Raw genomic sequence first — 20,628 nt, forward strand, 5'->3', positions numbered from 1 at the left:
GCCACGAGGCACCTCATGATCCGCGAAGAATTCCTGCGTTTGGCCGCTGCCGGCTACAACCGCATTCCGCTTGCCTGCGAAACCCTGGCCGACTTCGACACGCCGCTGTCGATCTACCTGAAACTGGCTGACGAGCCCAATTCCTACTTGCTGGAGTCCGTACAGGGCGGCGAGAAGTGGGGCCGTTACTCGATCATCGGCCTGCCGTGCCGCACCGTTCTGCGGGTTCACGATTATCACGTCAGCGTGACCGTCGATGGCGTCGAGACCGAAAGCCACGACGTGGAAGACCCGCTGGCCTTCGTCGAATCCTTCAAGGCCCGCTACAACGTGCCGACCATCGCCGGTCTGCCGCGCTTCAACGGCGGTCTGGTGGGTTACTTCGGTTATGACTGCGTGCGTTATGTCGAGAAGCGTCTGGGCAAATGCCCGAACCCGGATCCGCTGGGCGTGCCGGACATTCTGCTGATGGTCTCCGACGCCGTGGTGGTGTTCGACAATCTCGCTGGCAAGATGCACGCCATCGTGCTGGCTGATCCGTCCCGGGACGACGCCTTCGAGCAAGGCCAGGCACGCCTGGAAGAACTGTTGGAAAAACTCCGTCAGCCAATCACGCCGCGCCGTGGCCTGGACTTCAGCAAGCAACAATCGGCTGACCCGGTGTTCCGCTCCAGCTTTACCCAGGACGATTACGAAAAAGCCGTCGACACCATCAAGGAATACATCCTGGCCGGTGACTGCATGCAGGTCGTGCCGTCCCAGCGCATGTCGATCGACTTCAAGGCTGCGCCGATCGATCTGTACCGCGCGCTGCGCTGCTTCAATCCGACGCCTTACATGTACTTCTTCAATTTTGGCGACTTCCACGTTGTCGGCAGTTCGCCGGAAGTGCTGGTGCGGGTCGAAGACAACCTGATCACCGTGCGCCCGATTGCCGGTACCCGTCCACGCGGGGCCAACGAAGAGGCTGATCTGGCACTGGAAAAAGATCTGCTGTCGGATGACAAGGAAATCGCCGAGCACTTGATGCTGATCGACCTGGGCCGAAACGACACCGGTCGCGTATCGGAAGTCGGCTCGGTGAAACTCACCGAAAAAATGGTGATCGAGCGTTACTCCAACGTGATGCACATCGTGTCCAACGTCACCGGACAATTGAAGGCCGGGCTGACGGCGATGGATGCGCTGCGAGCGATTCTGCCGGCGGGCACCTTGTCCGGTGCACCGAAGATTCGCGCGATGGAAATCATCGACGAACTGGAACCGGTCAAGCGTGGTGTCTACGGCGGTGCGGTCGGCTACTTCGCCTGGAACGGCAACATGGACACTGCCATTGCGATCCGCACGGCGGTGATCAAGAACGGCGAACTGCATGTGCAGGCCGGCGGCGGCATTGTGGCCGACTCGGTGCCGGCGCTGGAATGGGAAGAAACCCTGAACAAGCGCCGCGCGATGTTCCGCGCCGTTGCCCTGGCCGAACAAACCCCGGACACCTGAGTTCACGCAAAACCCTGTAGGAGCGAGCTTGCTCGCGATGGGGTCGGCACTGTCACATTGATGTTGTCTGACCCACCGCAATCGCGAGCAAGCTCGCTCCTACAGGGGGTACACCAGCAATAAAAAAACGCGGCGCCGGTGAGGGCGCCGCGTTTTTTATTGCCCGCACATCAGAAGTCCAGCGCAACACCTACGTTGATGCCTTGTTGGGTGAAGTCGTCGTCCTTGCGAATGTTGTAGCTGGCGCGCAATGTCAGGTCCCGGGTGAGGTTGTGGCTCACACCCAGGTTCAAGCGGCTGAGGTGGGATTGCGGGGTGTAGCCTTGCAGCGTGAACTGATTGTTCGGCAGGCTGTTGAGGTTGATGCTCACGTCCTGGGTATCGTCGTTGTACTCGCGCTCTAAAGCCACTTCGCCGAATACCTGGGTTTGTGGGGTGAACTGGTATTTGCCCTGCAGGCCAGCGCCCAGGCGTCGGGAAATACGGTCCTGATCGGCGAAGGTCAGCGCCGTGGAATCGTTGCCGTCCTCCGAGTAACCGTCGACTTGCACCTTAGAGAAATCGGCGCTGACAAACGGCGACAGGTGCCAAGGGCTGCTGACTTGTTGCGCAATGTCGTAACCCACGCGCGCGCTGAAGGCTTCGACGTAGCCGCTGGTATCGCCTTTTTCGCCGCGTTCGTTGACGCCCAACTGGAATTTACGCTTGAGGCTGTCGTAATCCAGATGCCCGGCCGTCAACGCCACGTCAGCCCACACGCGATTTTGCTGGTACTGGGCGAATGCCGTGCCCAGGTAGGTGTTGAGCTTGTAGTCGGAGTCGTTGCTGCCGGCTTCGAGTTTCTGGTTGTAGAAACCGGCCACCAGGCCGACGCGCCAGGCATCGTCGAGACGGTAGCTGCCACCGATGTTCAGGTTGGCTCCGTTGCCGTCGGCACTGACCGCGCTGTCCTGACCGTCAAAGTCCTGATGCTGTCCACCGCCGGAAACAATGGCTCGCCATTGGCCGACGCCTTGCCAGTTTTCCCAATCGGCCAGCCACTGATTGCGCAATTCATCCTGATGCGCGCGCACGGTGCCTTGGGCCATTTCCGGCAGCAAGGTCAGCTCCCACGGCGCGGCCAACAGGGAATACGCATAGTCGGCAATCAGACGCTGTCCGGTTTCGGTGGGGTGCACCGAGTCGTTGTAGATCAGTTTGGTCGGGTCCGGTGTGGCGCTGTTGATGCCGTAACGGGCATTCTCGGTACAACTGTTGCCGCTGAAGCAGGTGGCGATGAGGTTTTGGTCGGTGGCCAGGCCAAACTGCGCCGGGTTGGCGAACGTCTCTTTGAGCAGTACAGGAATGTTGAGCGGGATGACTTCGGCATTGATGTTCTGCAGTCGGCTTACCAGTTCAGTATTGAACTGGGCGCTGAGTTGGGACGTGAACGCCTGCAGCGGGGTGCCGTTGAACGCCGGAGTAAAGCCGATATCGGGCAGCAACCAGACCATGACGTATTTGGCGCCGGCGGTTTGCAGCGTCTGCACGCTGTCGGCCAGTCGGTCGGCGGCGGCACTGGCCTGGGGCAGGCTGGTGACGCGACCTTGCAGGAAGTCGTTGCCGCCACCCGACAGGTAATACAGTGCGTTCGGGTCGGCACGGAAGTTATTGGATGGAAGATAGCCGGCCCGGGTACGTTCGCCGGTGTCGGAAGTGGTGGCGATCGAGTCCAGGATCTCGTCGGTGCGGTAACCTCCGACGGCCCAGTTGTTACCATCGGGCTGGCCGTTGCTGGCGCGCACGGCCGAATTGGATGACGCGGTCTGGTCCGCCGAGAACCCCAGTTTCCCACCCAGTATCTGCGTGGAGTTGAGCGAGCGGACTTCGCCGCTGCCATCCAGATATACCGGCCCCGTCCGGTTGGTAAAACGCTGCGTCGCTCCGGCAGGCCCGCCGGTGTCGGCAAAAGTCCCGGCGTCGTTGAGGCTGTCCCCGAAGACCACGAAATTTGTATAAGGATTAGGTGCGGCGTTCGCCTGGGCGCATGCCATCGTGAGCAAGCATCCTGCGAGCGGTACAAACAACGACTGTTTGATCATGAGCAAGTCCGTTTATTTATTGTTGTAGTGAACGAAACGACAGTACCAAAAACTTTCGGCCTTTTGCCATCTGTCGCGAAGCCTTTGATAGTTTCGCGGGCAGTAGCCCCGGCGATATTGCACGCTCTGCCCAGCTAAGTTACTGTGCCCGGACGTACGAACGAGACCTTCCCCGTGTTGATCATCAGTAAACTCCTGGATCAAGTCATCAAGGCACACGCCCGCTGGCGTTGGCGCGCCTGAATTCTTTTGCCGGCCTTGCCGGACCTGTACCGCTTTGCCTTCTTTGCCTGTTTGAAATGCCGCTTTGCTGGCGCTACTCCAGCACCTGACAAAGCGCAGCGCTCTGCGGGTCAATCATTCGAAGGCCATCTTTAAAGTCAGTGAATTCAAGAGGTTTTTAACGCCATGTTGCTGATGATCGATAACTACGACTCCTTTACCTACAACGTTGTGCAGTACTTGGGCGAGCTCGGCTCCCAGGTCAAAGTCGTGCGCAACGATGAACTGACCATCGCTGAAATCGAAGCCCTCAACCCTGAGCGCATCGTTGTGTCCCCCGGTCCTTGCACCCCGACCGAAGCCGGCATCTCGATTGAAGCGATCAAGCATTTCGCCGGCAAACTGCCGATTCTTGGCGTCTGCCTTGGTCACCAATCCATCGGCCAGGCCTTTGGCGGTGATGTGGTGCGCGCCCGTCAAGTGATGCACGGTAAGACTAGTCCGGTATTTCACGAGGACAAGGGTGTGTTCGCAGGCCTGAACCGTCCGCTGACGGTCACGCGCTATCATTCATTGATCGTCAAGCGCGAAACCCTGCCCGATTGCCTCGAGCTGACCGCCTGGACCCAGCTCGAAGACGGTTCGGTCGATGAAATCATGGGCCTGCGTCACAAGACCCTGAACATCGAGGGCGTGCAGTTTCACCCGGAATCGATCCTCACCGAGCAGGGCCACGAACTGTTCGCCAACTTCCTCAAACAAACCGGCGGCACGCGCTAAGGACTTTTCATGAATATCAAGACAGCCCTGAGCCGTATCGTCGATCACCTCGACCTCAGCACCGATGAAATGCGCGATGTCATGCGCGAGATCATGACCGGTCAATGCACCGACGCGCAGATCGGCGCGTTCATGATGGCCATGCGCATGAAGAGCGAAAGCATCGACGAAATCGTCGGTGCGGTGTCGGTAATGCGCGAGTTGGCGGACAAGGTCGAACTCAAGACCCTCGACGGTGTGGTCGATGTGGTCGGTACCGGCGGCGACGGTGCCAATATCTTCAACGTTTCGACCGCTGCTGCGTTCGTCGTTTCCGCTGCCGGCTGCACCGTGGCCAAACATGGCAACCGTGCAGTCTCGGGCAAAAGCGGCAGTGCCGACCTGCTGGAGGCGGCCGGTATCTACCTGAATCTGACCCCGGTGCAAGTGGCGCGCTGCATTGACAACGTTGGTATTGGTTTCATGTTTGCCCAGACTCACCACAGCGCCATGAAGCACGCCGCAGGTCCGCGCAAGGATCTGGGGCTGCGAACGCTGTTCAACATGCTCGGCCCGCTTACGAATCCGGCCGGTGTGAAGCACCAGGTGGTAGGTGTATTCACCCAGGCCTTGTGCCGGCCGCTGGCCGAAGTGTTGCAGCGCCTGGGCAGCAAGCACGTGCTGGTGGTGCATTCGAAGGATGGCCTGGACGAATTCAGCCTGGCAGCGCCGACGTTTGTCGCTGAGCTGAAGGATGGCCAGGTCACCGAATATTGGGTCGAGCCGGAAGACCTGGGCATGAAGAGCCAGAGCCTGCATGGCCTGGCGGTGGATAGCCCGGCGGCTTCCCTTGAGCTGATTCGCGATGCCCTGGGCAAGCGCAAGACCGAGAACGGTCAGAAAGCGGCCGAGATGATCATGCTCAATGCCGGTGCCGCACTGTACGCGGCCGACCATGCCAGCAGCCTGAAAGAAGGCGTAGCCTTGGCACACGATGCGCTGCACACCGGCCTCGCTCGAGAAAAGCTTGAGGAGCTGGGTGCATTTACCGCGGTATTCAAAGTGGAGAATGAAGGATGAGTGTACCGACGGTTCTGGAAAACATTCTGGCGCGCAAGGTCGAGGAAGTTGCCGAGCGTAGCGCTCGTGTCAGCCTCGCCGAGCTGGAAAGTCTGGCCAAGACGGCCGATGCACCCCGTGGTTTTGCCAAGGCATTGCTGGCTCAGGCCAAGCTGAAGCAGCCGGCAGTCATTGCCGAAATCAAGAAAGCTTCGCCGAGTAAAGGCGTGATCCGCGAGAACTTCATTCCCGCCGACATCGCTAAAAGCTACGAGAAGGGCGGCGCGACCTGCCTGTCGGTACTCACCGATATCGATTACTTCCAGGGCGCCGATGCCTATTTGCAACAGGCCCGTGCGGCGTGCAAGCTGCCGGTGATCCGCAAGGACTTCATGATCGATCCGTATCAGATCGTCGAAGCCCGGGCCTTGGGGGCCGATTGCGTGCTGTTGATCGTTTCCGCGCTGGACGACGTGAAAATGGCCGAACTGGCGGCCGTGGCCAAAAGCGTCAACCTCGACGTACTGGTAGAAGTCCACGATGGCGATGAGCTGGAGCGGGCCTTGAAAACCCTCGACACTCCGCTGGTTGGCGTGAACAACCGCAACCTGCACACCTTCGATGTCAGCCTGGAAACCACCCTCGACCTGTTGCCGCGTATCCCGCGTGATCGTCTGGTAATCACCGAGAGCGGCATTCTCAACCGCGCCGATGTCGAACTGATGGAAATCAGCGACGTCTACGCGTTCCTGGTCGGCGAAGCGTTCATGCGCGCCGAAAGCCCGGGTACCGAGTTGCAGCGTCTGTTCTTCCCAGAGCGCGGTGTGCCTGTCAGCGGTTCGACACTCGACTGATTACTCGCAGACCGAGTCGACCCCTTCGCGAGCAAGCCCGCTCCCACATTAGACCGCGATCAAATGTGGCAGCGGGCTTGCTCGCGAAGAGGTACTCACATTCCCCAAAGATTTCAGAGTTGCGGAGTCGTTCATGCCCCAGCCGACCCATCTGACCATCGAAGCCGGCCTGCAAGCCGAACAGGATCTGCTGGCCTCGGTCTGCGCCGGCGACGCGGAGTTCGGCCTGCTGTTCTGGCAGCCGAGCGATCAGGCGCTGGTCATGCCGCGCCGTTTGAATCGCTTGCCCGGTTTCGAGGCTGCATGTGACGTGTCGGCGGCGGCGGGGTGGCCCGTGTTGCTGCGCGATACGGGTGGCGAACCGGTTCCGCAATCCGCCACAACGATCAATATCGCGCTGGTTTATGCGCCACCGCGCAGCGAAGGCGACCTGAACCGCATCGAGTCCGGCTACCGGCGTCTGTGTGATCCTATCTGCCAGATGCTGGATGAACTGGGCGGTACTTCTTCTCTTGGCGAAATCGACGGTGCTTTCTGTGACGGTCGCTTCAACGTCAACCTCGATGGTCGCAAGATGGTCGGCACCGCCCAGCGCTGGCGCCAGAGCCAGGGCGGTCAGCGTCCGGTGGGGTTGGTGCATGGTGCGATGCTGATGGACAACGACCGAGAGTCGATGGTCGCTGCAGTCAATCGTTTCAACGAGGCCTGCGGTCTGGAGCAACGAGTACGCGCCGAAAGCCACATCGCGCTGCATGAGAGGTTCACGGCACCCGATGCTCTGGCACGCCTGGACGAACTCTACCGGTTGATGCTGGCGCAGATGTTCAGCAGCTAGGTTTTCGAGCTTATCGCGTACCAAAGACCACCATGGTCTTGCCTTTGACGTCCACCAGGTTGCGCTCTTCCAGATCCTTGAGCACGCGACCGACCATCTCCCGGGAACAACCGACAATCCGCCCGATTTCCTGACGGGTCACCTTGATTTGCATGCCGTCGGGGTGAGTCATGGCGTCTGGCTGTTTGCATAGCTCCAGCAGGCAACGGGCGACTCGACCAGTCACATCGAAGAATGCCAGGTCACCGACCTTGCGCGTAGTGTTGCGCAGACGCTGTGCGATTTGTCCGCTGAGTACGTAAAGAATGTCCGGATCTTGCAGGGACAACTCGCGGAATTTCGCGTAGCTGATTTCCGCGACTTCGCATTCAACCTTGGCCCGCACCCATGCGCTGCGTTCCTGTTCCAGGCCGGCCTGCTCAAACAGGCCCAACTCGCCGAAAAAGTCCCCGGTGTTCAGGTAGGAAATGATCATTTCCCGGCCATCGTCATCTTCGATCAGGATGGTGACTGAGCCTTTGATGATGAAAAACAGCGATTCCGAGCGGTCTCCGGCACAAATGATGTTGCTCTTGGCCTGATAGCGGCGGCGCTGGCAATGCATCAACAGCTTGTCGAGGTTCTTGATCTTGGGGTTGGGGGCAATCGCAACCATGGTTGTATCCCGAAAAGACAGCACGGTGTGTCTGGTTTTTTTATGAATAGCGAAAGCTGGCTATGCGCCATCGAATTGGCGTCAGCTTAACAGACACTTCCTGCAACATTCGAGCATTTACCTACAAGGCCGTGGGATATGTCCTAGGACGCCGGGGGCTTCAATCACGGGGCCTGTGCTAAGCTGGCGACCCTTTTTTATACAGTGGAGTCTTGGCGATGAAGGCACGCATCCAATGGGCTGGCGAAGCCATGTTCCTCGGCGAATCCGGTAGTGGTCATGTCGTGGTCATGGACGGTCCACCCGATGCCGGCGGACGTAACCTGGGTGTCCGGCCGATGGAAATGCTGCTGCTGGGTGTCGGCGGTTGCAGCAATTTCGATGTGGTCAGCATCCTCAAGAAGTCCCGCCAAGCGGTCGAAAGCTGTGAAGCTTTCCTTGAAGCCGAGCGTGCGACCGAAGATCCAAAGGTTTTCACCAAGATCCACATGCACTTTGTGGTCAAGGGCCGCGGGTTGAAAGAAGCCCAGGTCAAGCGCGCCATCGAATTGTCTGCCGAGAAATATTGCTCAGCGTCGATCATGCTCGGCGCGGCAGGCGTGGCAATCACCCACGACTACGAGATCATCGAGCTCGGTTGAGTCGACATTCAACTATCATAAAAGCAGTGCAGACTCTGGCGAACACAAGCTGACGTCTGCATAATGCGCCACTTTTTTCAGGGTAGTGGCCCGTCAGCCGACAGGCCTCGCACCCGAACAGACAACCAAAATCGCCATCGCGAAGAGGTGTTAACCGTCCTACGCAGGTGCGTTGTTCGCATCTGACGGGCATGCTTGATCACGCGGCCGGGCCGCAAACACATAGAGAGTTTTTAACGGTGAAAAGCAAACTCAAGCTCCACGGGTTCAATAACCTGACAAAGACCTTGAGCTTCAACATCTATGACATCTGCTACGCGGAAACCCCGCAAGACCAGCAGGCATACGTCGAGTACATCAATAAAGAGTACAACGCGAAACGCCTGACGCAGATCCTCACGGAAGTTGTCGATATCATTGGTGCCAACATCCTGAACATTGCCAGTCAGGACTATGAGCCACAGGGCGCCAGCGTCACGATCCTGATCTCCGAAGAGCCGGTAACCCCGACCGACAGTCAGATCGAAGAGTCCCCGGGCCCGCTGCCTGAAATCATTCTGGCCCACCTCGACAAGAGCCACATCACGGTGCACACCTACCCGGAAATCCATCCGGTCAGCGGTATTGCAACCTTCCGTGTGGACATCGACGTGTCGACTTGCGGGGTCATTTCACCGCTTAAAGCGCTCAACTTCCTGATTCACCAGTTCGATTCGGACATCGTGACCGTGGACTACCGTGTGCGCGGCTTCACCCGTGACATTGAAGGCAAAAAGCACTTCATCGACCACGAGATCAATTCGATCCAGAACTACCTTTCCGATGACACTTACGACGCGTATCAGATGACCGACGTGAACGTGTACCAGGAAAACCTGTTCCACACCAAGATGCTGCTGAAGAACTTCGAACTGGATAACTACCTGTTCGGCGACGCCACCAGCAACCTGTCCTCTGAGCAACGCGCCCAGGTGACCGAGCGGGTGAAACACGAAATGCTCGAAATCTTCTACGCGCGCAACATGGCGTAAAGCTCTCGAACACAAAAAAGGCGACTCCCTTGCGGTAGTCGCCTTTTTTATTGCCGGTGTCCCTGTAGGAGCCGGCTTGCCAGCGAAGAGGCCCTATCAGGCGACCTGGAAATCAGATCCGGTAAGTACTCTTGGTCATCACCTTGGCCATCAGACTCATGCCGAACTTCACCGGTGCCGGAAAGCGGAATCCGCCAGCATCCAGCGCACTTTCGGCATGCTGTTCTTCATCGACGCGCATCTGCTCGAGAATCGCCCGGGACTTTTCATCCTCGGCCGGTAATTGCTCCAGGTGTTCGTTCAGGTGTTTGCACACCTGGTCTTCCGTTGCCGCCACGAATCCCAGGCTGACTTTGTCGCTGATCAGACCGGCCACTGCACCAATCCCGAACGACATGCCATAAAACAGCGGATTGAGGATACTGGTGTGGCTGCCCAGTTGATGGATGCGTTGTTCGCACCAGACCAGGTGATCGATTTCTTCTTCGGCGGCATGTTCCATCGCGGCACGCACTTGCGGCAGTTTGGCGGTCAGCGCCTGCCCTTGATACAGCGCCTGGGCGCAGACTTCACCGGTGTGGTTGATGCGCATCAAGCCGGCAACGTGGCGTGTGTCTTCGTCGCTCATTTTCGCATCCGGCTGCACGATGGCCGGCGACGGACGGTACGGCTGGCCGCTGAAGGGCAGCAGGGTGCGCATCGCGGCATCGGCTTGCAGCAGAAGTCGGTCAATTGGCGAGTAGTGACGTTGGGTAGTCATGCTGACCTCCGGGGGAATTTCGGCGGCCAGTTTAACCCAATCGGCCGGGGAAGGATTGCGCAGGGTCATTGTGCTGCAATTGTGATGACAGGGCTGTGATGCCTTTAGTGGAAGCGGGCTTGCTCGCGAAGAGGGTCTGACATTCAGCATTTATGCTGGCTGATACTCCGTCTTCGCGAGCAAGCCCGCTCCCACAAGGGGGGGCTGCAATCAACCCGGCGGCCAGTGCATCTGACGCTGGCCCAACACGTGCATATGAATGTGGTAGACGGTTTGCCCGCCTTCTTCATTGCAGTTCATGACGACGCGGAAGCCTTTTTCGCAGCCCAGTTCCAGTGCCAGGCGCTGGGCGGTGAACAGAATGTGCCCGGCCAATGCCTTGTCGTCCTCGGTCAGGTCATTCAAGGTGCGAACCGGTTTCTTCGGGACCACCAGAAAATGTACCGGTGCCTGTGGGGCAATGTCGTGGAAGGCCAGTACCTGGTCGTCCTCGTAAATGATCTTCGCCGGGATTTCCCGGTTGATGATCTTGGTGAACAGAGTATCCACAGCTGTTTTCTCCGTTGTTTGGGCTGGCCTGAGTGTACTCATGGCGTATGCCAGCGCCCAGTCTTTTACCTTGAGTTGGATCAGCGCGGGCAGTAGGCCTTGTTGACCATGCCGGCGATGGTGCGAGTCAGCCAGCGCGAGCCAAGCCTTGGCAGGAAGGCGAACCAGCGGTTGCGCCGCCCCGGAATAATGATCGCTTTATTCTTTTCCAGTGCGCGCACGGTGTAGAGCGCCACTTCCTCGGGGCTCATCAGCAGTTTGCTGTTGGCCAGTTTGTCGCTGTCGAGTTGTGCGGTACGGAAAAATGCCGTGCGGGTCGGCCCGGGGCAGAGCACCGAAACCTTGATCGCACATTTTTTCAGCTCGACGCGCAACCCTTCGGAAAAGTGCAACACATACGCCTTGCTGGCGTAATAAGTGCTCATCCACGGCCCCGGTTGAAAGGCCGCCACTGAGGCCACATTCAGAATCTGCCCGCCACCCTGCAGGGCCATGCTGTTGCCGATGGCGTGGCACAGGCGGGTGAGGGCGAGGATGTTCACTTCGATCAGGTCTTGTTCGGTCATCCAGTCCTGGGCCAGAAACGGGCCGCATGTACCGATACCGGCGCAATTAACCAGCAGATCGATCTGCCGGTCGCCTTCTTCGAGCTCCAGCAGGAACCCGGACAGGCGCAGCGGTTCGCCCAGGTCACAGGCACGGAACAACACTTCCACGCCGAACCTTTGGGTCAGCTCAATCGCAATACTTTCCAGCTGATCACGTTGTCGGGCCACCAGAATCAGACTGCGGCCGCGCCGGGCCAGCGCTTCGGCCATTGCCAGGCCGATGCCGCTGGAGGCGCCAGTGATCAGAGCGTAACGGGTCATGCAGTTCTCCATCGCAACAGCTCCGCGCCGCGACGCAGGTGTCACGGGCCAGGAGCGCTGTTCATTCTTTCGCAGAGTCTACAGGGGGCTGGACCTCTTCGGCTGCATCGTCGATGGAATTTGGCACCGGTGCGACCTCGACGTCGATTTCATCGGTGGTGACCGAACTGCTTTCGTAGCTGCCCTGTGCGGCGCTTTTGTATTCTTCCCGTATCGCCGTGAGACCACCGGCCAGCGAGCCGAACAGAACCAGCGCGATAACGATCAGCCACAGCGAAGACAATACCTTGACCGCGGTACTGTTCGGCGGAGGAGGCGGGCCGTAGCGGTTGGCAACGTCGTTGCCCGGTACGACCATGATCACGAACGGAAAGAAACTGCCTACAAACGGAACCAGGTTCAGTAGCCAAAGCCAGCCGGACCAACCAATATCGTGTAAACGTTGAACGCTGATCTGGATGCTGACAAAGGCAAATCCGACAAACAGGATCAAGGCCAGCAAGCCGCCCAGTATCAGGCCTGCGGTCGAATCCGCGCCGATGAGGGCCAGGGCGACCAGTGCAAACATCCCGCAAACAGCCAAGAGCAAAACCGTCAGCACGAGCGTCCAGGCGAGGTAACGCAAGCGGCCGATACGGCCATCGAAGCCGAATGGCTTGAGCGTGGCGAACTCCGCCACGGCTTCGCCGACGGGCGCGCGAGGCGGGGCGTAAGGGGACTGCGGATCTGCCAAGGCAGCCTGGCTGCTGGCCGGGGTATGGTCATGAACGTCGGCGAGGTTCAGCTCGATCGGCGTTTCGGCTTCGATGCGGGCGTCGATACCGGTTTTGCTCAGCGCCTGGAGATAGGTCTGGGCATCGGCTTGCGACAGGTTGCGTTTGAGCGCTACCGGACGCCCGGTGAACAGGCGCTCAATGGCCGTGACATCGCTTTTGAACAACTCGGCGAGATTGAGCTTTGCCGTGGTGATGTCAACACCGGGCAGCAAGGAGCCCTCGAATACGATTTTGAAATGATTTTCACCCATGTCCGAGGCATCCTTGTCGCGAGAGGTTGAAAGGAAAATGTTGTGTCCGGGTGAGTGTAAGGCCAGCCGGGCAAGACTGGCCAAGGTTTGCTGTCAGCTCGGCCAGCGTTTTGTCAACTGGGCAGCCTGCTCCAGGGCCTTGCGGTACTCCGCGTCGAGACGTGCAATCAACTGCTCGACACTCGGCAAGTCCTCGATTTCTCCCACGCCCTGGCCGGCAGACCAAACGGTTTTCCAGGCTTTGGCCTCATCGCTCACGGGTTTGAGCTTGGAGCCGAAATTGATCTCGCCCTTGCCTTGCAAGGCGGTCATGTCGAAACCGGCGGCCTCCAGGCTCTGGCGCATGAAGCTCGCCGGGACACCTGACACGGCTGGAGTATGGATGATGTCTGCTGCTTTGGATGTCAGCAGCATTTCTTTGTAGGCGTCAGGCGCGTGGCTTTCGGTGGTACCGATAAAGCGCGTGCCAAAGTAGGCCAAATCCGCACCGAGCAATTGCGCGGCAAGAATTTCGTGGCCGTGGTTCAAGCAGCCGGCCAGCAACAAGGTCTTGTCGAAGAACTGGCGGATTTCGGCAATCAGCGAGAATGGGCTCCAGGTCCCGGCGTGTCCACCGGCGCCGGCGGCCACGGCGATCAGGCCATCCACGCCGGCTTCGGCCGCTTTCTCGGCATGACGACGAGTCGTCACATCATGGAACACCAGGCCGCCGTAGCTGTGGACAGCATCGACCACTTCTTTCACGGCGCCGAGGCTGGTGATCACGATCGGCACTTTGTGTTCGACGCAAATCTGCAGATCCGCCTGTAAACGTGGATTGCTGTTATGGACGATCAGGTTCACGGCATAAGGTGCGGGGTTTTCCAGTGTCGCCAGGCCGGCTTCTATTTCTTCCAGCCAGGCCTTGAAGCCGCTGCTTTCGCGCTGGTTCAGTGCCGGGAAGCTGCCGACCACGCCCTGGCGACAACAGGCCAGTACCAATTGCGGATTGGAAATCAGGAACATCGGCGCTGCCACCACGGGCAGATGCAAACGTTGTTCGAGCAGAGCGGGCAGCGACATTGGAAGTACCCCGGTGAGTTGTGCCTGTTGGATTTAGAACGGCCGAACGACGACCAGAATTACGATTGCCAGCAATATCAGAACCGGAACCTCATTGAACCAGCGATAAAAGACATGGCTGCGGGTGTTTTCGCCACGGGCAAAACGTTTTACCTGCGCGCCGCACATGTGGTGGTAGCCGATCAGAATCACCACCAGCGTCAGCTTGGCGTGCATCCAGCCACCCTGAGTGAAATAGGCGCCGGGGTTGAGGCTGATCAACCAGCCGCCGAAGATCAGCGTGGCGATCATTGCCGGGCCCATGATGCCGCGGTACAGCTTGCGCTCCATGATGCTGAAACGTTCCTTGCTGACTGTGTCCTCGCTTTGGGCGTGATAGACGAACAGTCGCGGCAAGTAGAACAGGCCGGCAAACCAGCAGACGACGCTGATGATGTGAAGCGCTTTGAGCCACAGATAGAGCATTTTTGGTTATTCCAGGTTCACGGTAGCCCGAATAGTAGAGGCTTGAGCGTCCGCACGTCACCTTGACGGTTGTCGCAGGGGCGCGCGGCCCCTATTATCGACGGCTTTCCAGTGGGTACGTTGAGGGCAGGTTTATGGTCAAGGTCGGTATCGTCGGCGGCACGGGTTACACCGGTGTCGAACTGCTGCGTCTGTTGGCGCAGCATCCGCAAGCTGAAGTGGTTGTCATCACTTCCCGATCCGAGGCTGGCCTGGCCGTGGCCGACATGTACCCGAACCTGCGAGGCCACTATGACGGCCTGGCGTTCAGCGTTCCGGACATCAAGACCCTGGGCGCTTGCGATGTGGTGTTTTTCGCCACGCCGCACGGTGTCGCCCATGCATTGGCAGGCGAATTGCTGGCGGCCGGGACCAAGGTCATCGACCTGTCGGCCGATTTCCGTCTACAGGACGCGGATGAATGGGCCAAATGGTACGGCCAGCCGCACGGCGCGCCGGAACTGCTGGACGAGGCTGTCTACGGTCTGCCGGAAGTCAATCGCGAGCAGATCAAGAAAGCGCGCCTGATTGCCGTGCCGGGCTGCTACCCAACTGCAACGCAATTGGGTTTCCTGCCATTGCTCGAAGCCGGCCTGGCCGATACTGCGCATTTGATTGCTGACTGCAAATCCGGTGTCAGTGGTGCAGGTCGTGGTGCCTCCGTAGGCTCGCTGTACTCCGAAACGTCGGAAAGCATGAAGGCCTATGCCGTCAAAGGTCACCGTCACCTGCCAGAGATTCGCCAGGGGTTGCGTCGTGCAGCAGGCAAAGACGTCGGCCTGACCTTCGTTCCACACCTGACGCCGATGATTCGTGGCATTCACTCCACGCTGTACGCAACCGTCGTTGATCACTCGGTGGACCTGCAGGCGCTGTTTGAAAAGCGTTATGCCAATGAGCCGTTCGTCGATGTGATGCCGGCCGGCAGCCATCCTGAGACTCGTAGCGTGCGTGGTGCCAACGTCTGCCGTATCGCGGTGCATCGTCCGCAAGATGGTGATCTGGTGGTGGTGTTGTCGGTGATCGATAACCTGGTCAAAGGTGCTTCGGGCCAGGCCGTGCAGAACATGAATATCCTGTTCGGGCTGGATGAGCGTCTGGGCCTGTCTCACGCAGGCATGCTGCCGTAAGGTTTATCGCGTACAGCAAAAGGCCCGTTTTACGGGCCTTTTTGCATTCCGGGCCGGCGATTGGATTGGTTGATATACCATAACAATAGTTGACCGCTTTTCTAGGAGAAGCGGATAATGCGCGTCATCACGCAATATGACGGCGTAACGCCGGGAGATAGTCAGCATGAGCGTCGAATCCTTCACCCCCACGGCTTTGCAATTCACCCACGGTGCCGCGCACAAGGTGAAGAGCCTGGTCGATGAAGAGGGGAATGATCGCTTGAAGCTGCGCGTATTCGTTACGGGCGGCGGTTGTTCAGGTTTTCAGTACGGCTTCACCTTCGATGAAGAAGTGGCCGATGACGACACCATCGTCGAGCGCGAAGGTGTGAGTCTGGTTGTCGATCCGATGAGCTTCCAGTACCTGGCAGGTGCCGAGGTGGACTACCAGGAAGGCCTGGAAGGTTCGCGTTTCGTCATCAAGAACCCGAATGCGACCACCACGTGTGGCTGCGGTTCTTCGTTCTCGATCTGATCAGCGCGCCTGTTTCACAGAACGCCGCACGGCCTCAGGGTCTTGCGGCGTTTTGCTGTCTGGAGGATTTATGCGGGGTAGATGGCGCCGAGTATGCGCAAACCGCGGGCGCCGGTAACGCTCGGACGGTTGGCTGCAATACCTTCGAGACAGCAATGAGCCAGCCACGCGAAGGCCATGGCTTCGACCCAGTCGGGGTCTACGCCGTAAGTGGCGGTGCTGCTGACGCTTGCATTTGGCAGCAGGCTGGCCAGGCGGTTCATCAGCGCGGTGTTGTGGGCGCCGCCGCCGCAGACCAGCAGTTCCTGCGTGTCTGCCTGGGCGCTTTGCAGTGATTCGATGATGGTCAGCGCGGTCAGCTCAAGCAGCGTCGCCTGAACATCTTCGGCGGCGAAGGCGGGCAGTTGTGCCAGATGCTGTGTCAGCCATGGCAGGTTGAACACTTCCCGGCCGGTACTCTTCGGGCCTTTGGTCACAAAGAACGGATCACTGAGCAGCGCATTCAGCAGCACCGGTTCTACGTTGCCGCTGGCAGCCCACTGGCCGTCACGGTCAAAGTGGTCGCCGCGTTGCTGATGAATCCAGGCGTCCAGCAGCACATTGCCCGGGCCACAGTCGAAACCGGCGACAGGCTTACCAGGCTCGATCAGGCTGAGATTGCTGAAACCGCCTACGTTCAGCACGGCGCGATTACCGATCCGCTCTTCAAACAAGGCTTCGTGAAAGGCGGGAACCAGCGGTGCGCCTTGTCCCCCGGCAGCGACATCGCGGCTGCGGAAGTCGCTGACCACGGTGATACCGGTCAGCTCCGTCAGCAGGGCTGGGTTGCCGATCTGCACGGTGAAGCCGCGTGCTGGTTCATGGCGGATGGTCTGGCCATGACTGCCAATCGCACGAATATCGTCAGGCTTCAGTTGCTGCTGCGCGAGAAGGGCATTAATCCCTTGGGCTGCCAGTTTTACCCAGTTCTGCTGGGCGATGGCGGAGCGGGCGATCTCGTCCGGACCGCTGGCGCACAAGCCAAGCAGCTCGGCGCGCAGGGAGTCGGGCATCGGGATGTAGTGGGAGGCAATCAGCCTGATCGCCGGGGCTTGCTCGATCAGCGCAATGTCCAGGCCATCAAGGCTGGTCCCGGACATCACACCTATATAGAGCGCCATGCTTAACGCTTGCTCGAAGCCAGTAGAGTGGCTTTTTCCTGTTCCATGCGTGCCATCAACGGCTGGCTTTGGGCGAGGAAGCGTGTGCGTTCTGCCTTGGCAATCGGATCGGCCATTGGCAGTTTCTGGCCCAGCGGGTCGACGTGCACCCCATTGACCTGGAACTCGTAGTGCAGGTGCGGACCAGTGGAGAGGCCGGTGGTGCCGATATAGCCGATCACTTGGCCCTGTTTCACCGTGCCGCCTGTCTTCACGCCTTTGGCGAAGCCTTGCATGTGGCCGTAGAGCGTGGTGTAGGTATTGCCGTGCTGGATGATCACGGTGTTGCCGTAGCCGCCACGGCGACCCGCCAGCAAGACCTTGCCATCACCGGCAGCCTTGATCGGCGTACCACGCGGCGCGGCGTAGTCGACGCCTTTGTGGGCGCGGATCTTGTTCAGGATCGGATGTTTGCGGCCCATGGAAAATTTCGAGCTGATGCGGGCGAAGTCCACTGGTGTGCGGATGAACGCCTTGCGCATGCTGTTGCCGTCAGCGGTGTAGTAGCTGCTGTTGCCTTGTTTGTTGGTGTAACGAACGGCGGTGTAGGTCTTGCCACGGTTGGTGAAGCGCGCCGACAGGATCGGGCCATTGCCAACGGCCTTGCCGTTGACCACCTTTTGCTCGTAAATCACGTCGAACTCGTCGCCCTGGCGAATATCCTGGGCGAAGTCCACGTCGTAGCCAAACACGCTGGCCATGTCCATGGTCAGGCTGTGAGACAGGCCAGCCCGGGCTGCGGACTGCGACAGCGAACTGTTGATCACGCCGTGAACGTAAGCGGAGTGCACGGTCGGTTTCGCGGTGGTGCGGTTGAACGTGTAACCCTTGTCGTTCTTGGTCAGGCTGATGCTTTCGAGGTCGTTGAGCTTGCTGTGCAAGTTGGTCAACTGGCCGTCAGGGCCGAGTTCGAATTCGAGTTTTTGCCCACGCTTGAGCTGGCTGAACTGCTTGGCCTGCTTGTCGCTGGCCAGTATTTCATGCACTGAGGTGGCTGGAAGGCCGACTTTCTCGAACAGCGTAGAGAGGGTGTCGCCCTTGGCAACGAACACTTCCCTGTGGCTTGCCGGCTTCTTTTCTTCGACGACCGGCGTCGGCTCGGCTTGAGCTGTTTCCTGAGTGTCCTCGGCGCTGTTGTCGATCTGCGCGAAGGGGGATGTCACTGGTTCATTTGTGGCTTGAACGGCGTCAGCAGCGTCTTGATCTTGTGTCAGTTGTTCAGCAGGACTTTCCAGTTCAAGACTGAGGGTCGTCTTTTTGGCTTCAACATCGCTGGAAGGGAATACCAGGAGCGCCAGGCTGAGAAGGGCGGCGATGCCACTTGCGGCGAGCAAGTGGGTCTTCGGGTAAAGCGGCGGCGCTTTAGACGATTCTGTGGTCATAAGTGGTTTTGACTTTGAAAAAGATGAATTGGAAAAGATGAATGACATGATGAAGATGAAATAACTGTATAAAATATAACCAAATCATCTCTGAAGCAAGTCCGCAGGCGCTCTGCCTGCGGATTGGCGTCCGTGCGCCGGGCAAACCTTGTATTTGACGCGCGATCTTGTATGGTTGGTTCCCTTTGAATCTGAGCCTTGCGGGTCTGTTATGAAGTCGGTTGAAGAGCAGCTAGCGCTGATCAAACGTGGTGCGGAAGAACTGTTGGTCGAGTCCGAGCTGATTGAAAAGCTCAAGCGTGGCCAGCCGCTACGTATTAAGGCAGGCTTCGATCCAACGGCTCCGGATCTGCACTTGGGTCACACCGTGCTTATTAATAAGCTGCGCCAGTTCCAGGAGCTGGGGCATCAGGTGATCTTCCTTATAGGCGACTTCACCGGGATGATCGGTGATCCGAGCGGCAAGAGTGCTACGCGCCCGCCGCTTACTCGCGAGCAGGTCCTCGAGAATGCCGAGACCTACAAGACTCAGGTCTTCAAGATTCTGGATCCGGCAAAAACCGAAGTGGCATTCAACTCCACCTGGATGGATCAGATGGGGCCGGCCGACTTCATTCGCCTGACCTCGCAATACACCGTGGCTCGCATGCTCGAGCGCGATGACTTCGACAAGCGCTACACAAGCAATCAGCCAATCGCCATTCATGAGTTCCTTTATCCGCTGGTTCAGGGTTATGACTCGGTAGCTCTGCGCGCAGACGTCGAGCTCGGTGGTACCGATCAGAAATTCAACTTGCTGATGGGGCGTGAGCTGCAGCGTGGTTATGGTCAGGAAGCCCAGTGCATTTTGACCATGCCGCTGCTTGAAGGTCTGGATGGCGTGAAGAAGATGTCCAAGTCCTTGGGCAACTATGTCGGTATCCAGGAAGCGCCGGGTGTGATGTACGGCAAGCTGGTTTCCATTCCGGATGTGCTGATGTGGCGCTACTTCGAATTGCTCAGCTTCCGCTCCATGGATGAGATCAATGCGTTCCGCGCTGATGTGGAGGCGGGTGCCAATCCGCGCGATATCAAGATCAAGCTGGCTGAAGAGATCGTTGCGCGCTTCCATGGTGAGGAGGCTGCGGCCAACGCTCATCGTGCAGCCGGTAACCGTATGAAGGAAGGCGAGTTGCCGGATGATCTGCCAGAGATCGAATTGACGGCTGCCGAGGATATGCCGATTGCTGCCGTCCTTAATAAGGCCGGTTTGGTGAAGAACTCGGCGATGGCGCGAGATCTTCTCGGTTCGGGTGGTGTGCGTATAGATGGTGAGGTGGTTGATCGCGCCTTTATATATGCACTGGGTGCAACCCATGTTTGCCAAGCAGGCAAGAAGGCATTTGCGCGTATTACGCTCAAGGCTGAATAAAGTTGAAATAAAGTGTTGACGGCGGATTTTAGAAGCCTATAATTCGCCCCACTTCCGGCGCAGTCGAAACGGAAAACTCCTTGATAAACAAAGAGTTACGCAGTTTTCGACAGTGAGTTGCTTCAGGCCATCGAGGCCGAAAGGAAGTTGAAAAAGAGGTGTTGACAGCAGCGAGTAACGCTGTAGAATTCGCCTCCCGCCAACGAGAGATCGAAGGCGCAAGTGGTTGAAGTTGTTAAGGATTCCTTGAAAACTTCGAAAAATAATCACTTGACAGCAAATGAGGCTGCTGTAGAATGCGCGCCTCGGTTGAGGCGAAAAGCTCTTAACCAACCGCTCTTTAACAACTGAATCAAGCAATTCGTGTGGGTGCTTGTGGCGTCAGACTGCTAGTCAACAGATTATCAGCATCACAAGTTACTCCGCGAGAAATCAAAGATGTAACCAACGATTGCTGAGCCAAGTTTAGGGTTTTCTCAAAACCCAAAGATGTTTGAACTGAAGAGTTTGATCATGGCTCAGATTGAACGCTGGCGGCAGGCCTAACACATGCAAGTCGAGCGGATGAGAGGAGCTTGCTCCTT

The 20,628-nt window shown here is 58.4% G+C and carries 20 protein-coding genes and 1 rRNA gene; 11 read left to right on the forward strand and 10 right to left on the reverse strand.

Features of this window, described 5'->3' with window-relative positions; all coding sequences use genetic code 11:
- Positions 1 to 15: 15 nt before the first annotated feature.
- Positions 16 to 1,497, forward strand: a complete 1,482-nt coding sequence (trpE, locus tag AC07XF_RS04710; RefSeq protein WP_495025587.1) for an anthranilate synthase component I — start codon at positions 16 to 18, stop codon at positions 1,495 to 1,497.
- A 170-nt stretch (positions 1,498 to 1,667) separates the two neighbouring features.
- Here the strand turns inward: trpE and estP are convergent, their stop codons facing one another.
- The gene (gene estP, locus AC07XF_RS04715) at positions 1,668 to 3,578 is read right to left on the reverse strand and encodes an esterase EstP (RefSeq protein ID WP_495025588.1); all 1,911 of its coding nucleotides are present in this window, start codon (positions 3,576 to 3,578) and stop codon (positions 1,668 to 1,670) included.
- Positions 3,579 to 3,986: 408 nt separating this feature from the next.
- On the opposite strand from estP, the gene AC07XF_RS04720 reads away from it, so the two are divergent.
- The 4 genes from AC07XF_RS04720 (at position 3,987) to AC07XF_RS04735 (ending at position 7,307) form a co-directional block, all read left to right on the forward strand.
- Entirely contained in the window at positions 3,987 to 4,580 is a 594-nt protein-coding gene (locus AC07XF_RS04720) for an aminodeoxychorismate/anthranilate synthase component II (RefSeq protein WP_007980194.1), read from the forward strand.
- Positions 4,581 to 4,589: 9 nt separating this feature from the next.
- Entirely contained in the window at positions 4,590 to 5,639 is a 1,050-nt protein-coding gene (gene trpD / locus AC07XF_RS04725) for an anthranilate phosphoribosyltransferase (protein WP_495025589.1), read from the forward strand.
- A complete protein-coding gene (trpC, locus tag AC07XF_RS04730; RefSeq protein ID WP_495025590.1) occupies positions 5,636 to 6,472 on the forward strand; it encodes an indole-3-glycerol phosphate synthase TrpC in 837 nt (278 codons plus the stop codon). The genes trpD and trpC overlap by 4 nt, the downstream gene beginning before the upstream one ends.
- Positions 6,473 to 6,605: 133 nt before the next feature.
- Complete coding sequence (locus tag AC07XF_RS04735; protein WP_495025591.1) at positions 6,606 to 7,307, forward strand: lipoate--protein ligase family protein; 702 nt, start codon at positions 6,606 to 6,608, stop codon at positions 7,305 to 7,307.
- Positions 7,308 to 7,317: 10 nt separating this feature from the next.
- Here AC07XF_RS04735 and crp read toward each other — a convergent pair whose 3' ends face one another.
- Complete coding sequence (gene crp, locus AC07XF_RS04740; RefSeq protein ID WP_495025592.1) at positions 7,318 to 7,962, reverse strand: cAMP-activated global transcriptional regulator CRP; 645 nt, start codon at positions 7,960 to 7,962, stop codon at positions 7,318 to 7,320.
- A 218-nt stretch (positions 7,963 to 8,180) separates the two neighbouring features.
- Here crp and AC07XF_RS04745 point away from each other — a divergent pair, with 218 nt between their 5' ends.
- Both AC07XF_RS04745 and speD read left to right on the forward strand, forming a co-directional pair.
- Complete coding sequence (locus tag AC07XF_RS04745; RefSeq protein ID WP_007941657.1) at positions 8,181 to 8,603, forward strand: OsmC family protein; 423 nt, start codon at positions 8,181 to 8,183, stop codon at positions 8,601 to 8,603.
- Positions 8,604 to 8,842: 239 nt separating this feature from the next.
- Positions 8,843 to 9,634, forward strand: coding sequence for an adenosylmethionine decarboxylase (speD, locus tag AC07XF_RS04750; RefSeq protein WP_495025593.1), 792 nt, complete (start codon positions 8,843 to 8,845; stop codon positions 9,632 to 9,634).
- A 112-nt stretch (positions 9,635 to 9,746) separates the two neighbouring features.
- On the opposite strand, the gene coq7 is transcribed toward speD, so the two are convergent.
- The 6 genes from coq7 to hemJ all read right to left on the reverse strand — a co-directional run bounded on the left by coq7 (position 9,747) and on the right by hemJ (position 14,366).
- Entirely contained in the window at positions 9,747 to 10,394 is a 648-nt protein-coding gene (coq7, locus tag AC07XF_RS04755) for a 2-polyprenyl-3-methyl-6-methoxy-1,4-benzoquinone monooxygenase (RefSeq protein ID WP_495025594.1), read from the reverse strand.
- A gap of 210 nt (positions 10,395 to 10,604) precedes the next feature.
- Positions 10,605 to 10,943 carry a histidine triad nucleotide-binding protein gene (locus AC07XF_RS04760; RefSeq protein ID WP_007986008.1) on the reverse strand — a complete coding sequence of 113 codons (339 nt, stop codon included), beginning with the start codon at positions 10,941 to 10,943 and terminating at the stop codon, positions 10,605 to 10,607.
- 80 nt (positions 10,944 to 11,023) lie between these two features.
- Complete coding sequence (locus AC07XF_RS04765; RefSeq protein WP_108231607.1) at positions 11,024 to 11,812, reverse strand: SDR family NAD(P)-dependent oxidoreductase; 789 nt, start codon at positions 11,810 to 11,812, stop codon at positions 11,024 to 11,026.
- A gap of 61 nt (positions 11,813 to 11,873) precedes the next feature.
- Positions 11,874 to 12,839, reverse strand: a complete 966-nt coding sequence (locus AC07XF_RS04770) for a DUF805 domain-containing protein (RefSeq protein WP_495025604.1) — start codon at positions 12,837 to 12,839, stop codon at positions 11,874 to 11,876.
- Positions 12,840 to 12,932: 93 nt separating this feature from the next.
- Positions 12,933 to 13,901 (reverse strand): NAD(P)H-dependent flavin oxidoreductase, encoded by a 969-nt coding sequence (locus tag AC07XF_RS04775; protein WP_495025595.1) that lies wholly within the window; start codon positions 13,899 to 13,901, stop codon positions 12,933 to 12,935.
- Positions 13,902 to 13,934: 33 nt separating this feature from the next.
- Positions 13,935 to 14,366: a protoporphyrinogen oxidase HemJ gene (gene hemJ / locus AC07XF_RS04780; RefSeq protein WP_277532300.1), complete on the reverse strand. Its 432-nt coding sequence runs from the start codon at positions 14,364 to 14,366 to the stop codon at positions 13,935 to 13,937.
- A 134-nt stretch (positions 14,367 to 14,500) separates the two neighbouring features.
- Between hemJ and argC the strand changes: the two genes are divergently transcribed.
- Entirely contained in the window at positions 14,501 to 15,535 is a 1,035-nt protein-coding gene (gene argC, locus AC07XF_RS04785; protein WP_495025596.1) for an N-acetyl-gamma-glutamyl-phosphate reductase, read from the forward strand.
- Positions 15,536 to 15,701: 166 nt separating this feature from the next.
- Positions 15,702 to 16,052, forward strand: a complete 351-nt coding sequence (gene erpA, locus AC07XF_RS04790) for an iron-sulfur cluster insertion protein ErpA (protein ID WP_007906865.1) — start codon at positions 15,702 to 15,704, stop codon at positions 16,050 to 16,052.
- 68 nt (positions 16,053 to 16,120) lie between these two features.
- Here the strand turns inward: erpA and AC07XF_RS04795 are convergent, their stop codons facing one another.
- Together AC07XF_RS04795 and AC07XF_RS04800 are read right to left on the reverse strand one after the other, a co-directional pair.
- A complete protein-coding gene (locus AC07XF_RS04795; protein ID WP_495025597.1) occupies positions 16,121 to 17,212 on the reverse strand; it encodes an anhydro-N-acetylmuramic acid kinase in 1,092 nt (363 codons plus the stop codon).
- Positions 17,213 to 17,214: 2 nt separating this feature from the next.
- Entirely contained in the window at positions 17,215 to 18,633 is a 1,419-nt protein-coding gene (locus AC07XF_RS04800) for a peptidoglycan DD-metalloendopeptidase family protein (RefSeq protein ID WP_495025598.1), read from the reverse strand.
- A 211-nt stretch (positions 18,634 to 18,844) separates the two neighbouring features.
- Here AC07XF_RS04800 and tyrS point away from each other — a divergent pair, with 211 nt between their 5' ends.
- On the forward strand, positions 18,845 to 20,044 hold the full coding sequence (gene tyrS, locus AC07XF_RS04805; protein WP_495025599.1) for a tyrosine--tRNA ligase: 1,200 nt from the start codon (positions 18,845 to 18,847) through the stop codon (positions 20,042 to 20,044).
- Between the two features lie 495 nt (positions 20,045 to 20,539).
- Positions 20,540 to 20,628, forward strand: a 16S ribosomal RNA gene (locus AC07XF_RS04810); the annotation flags it as partial.

The organism is Pseudomonas sp. GW821-FHT01C01 (assembly GCF_059422645.1).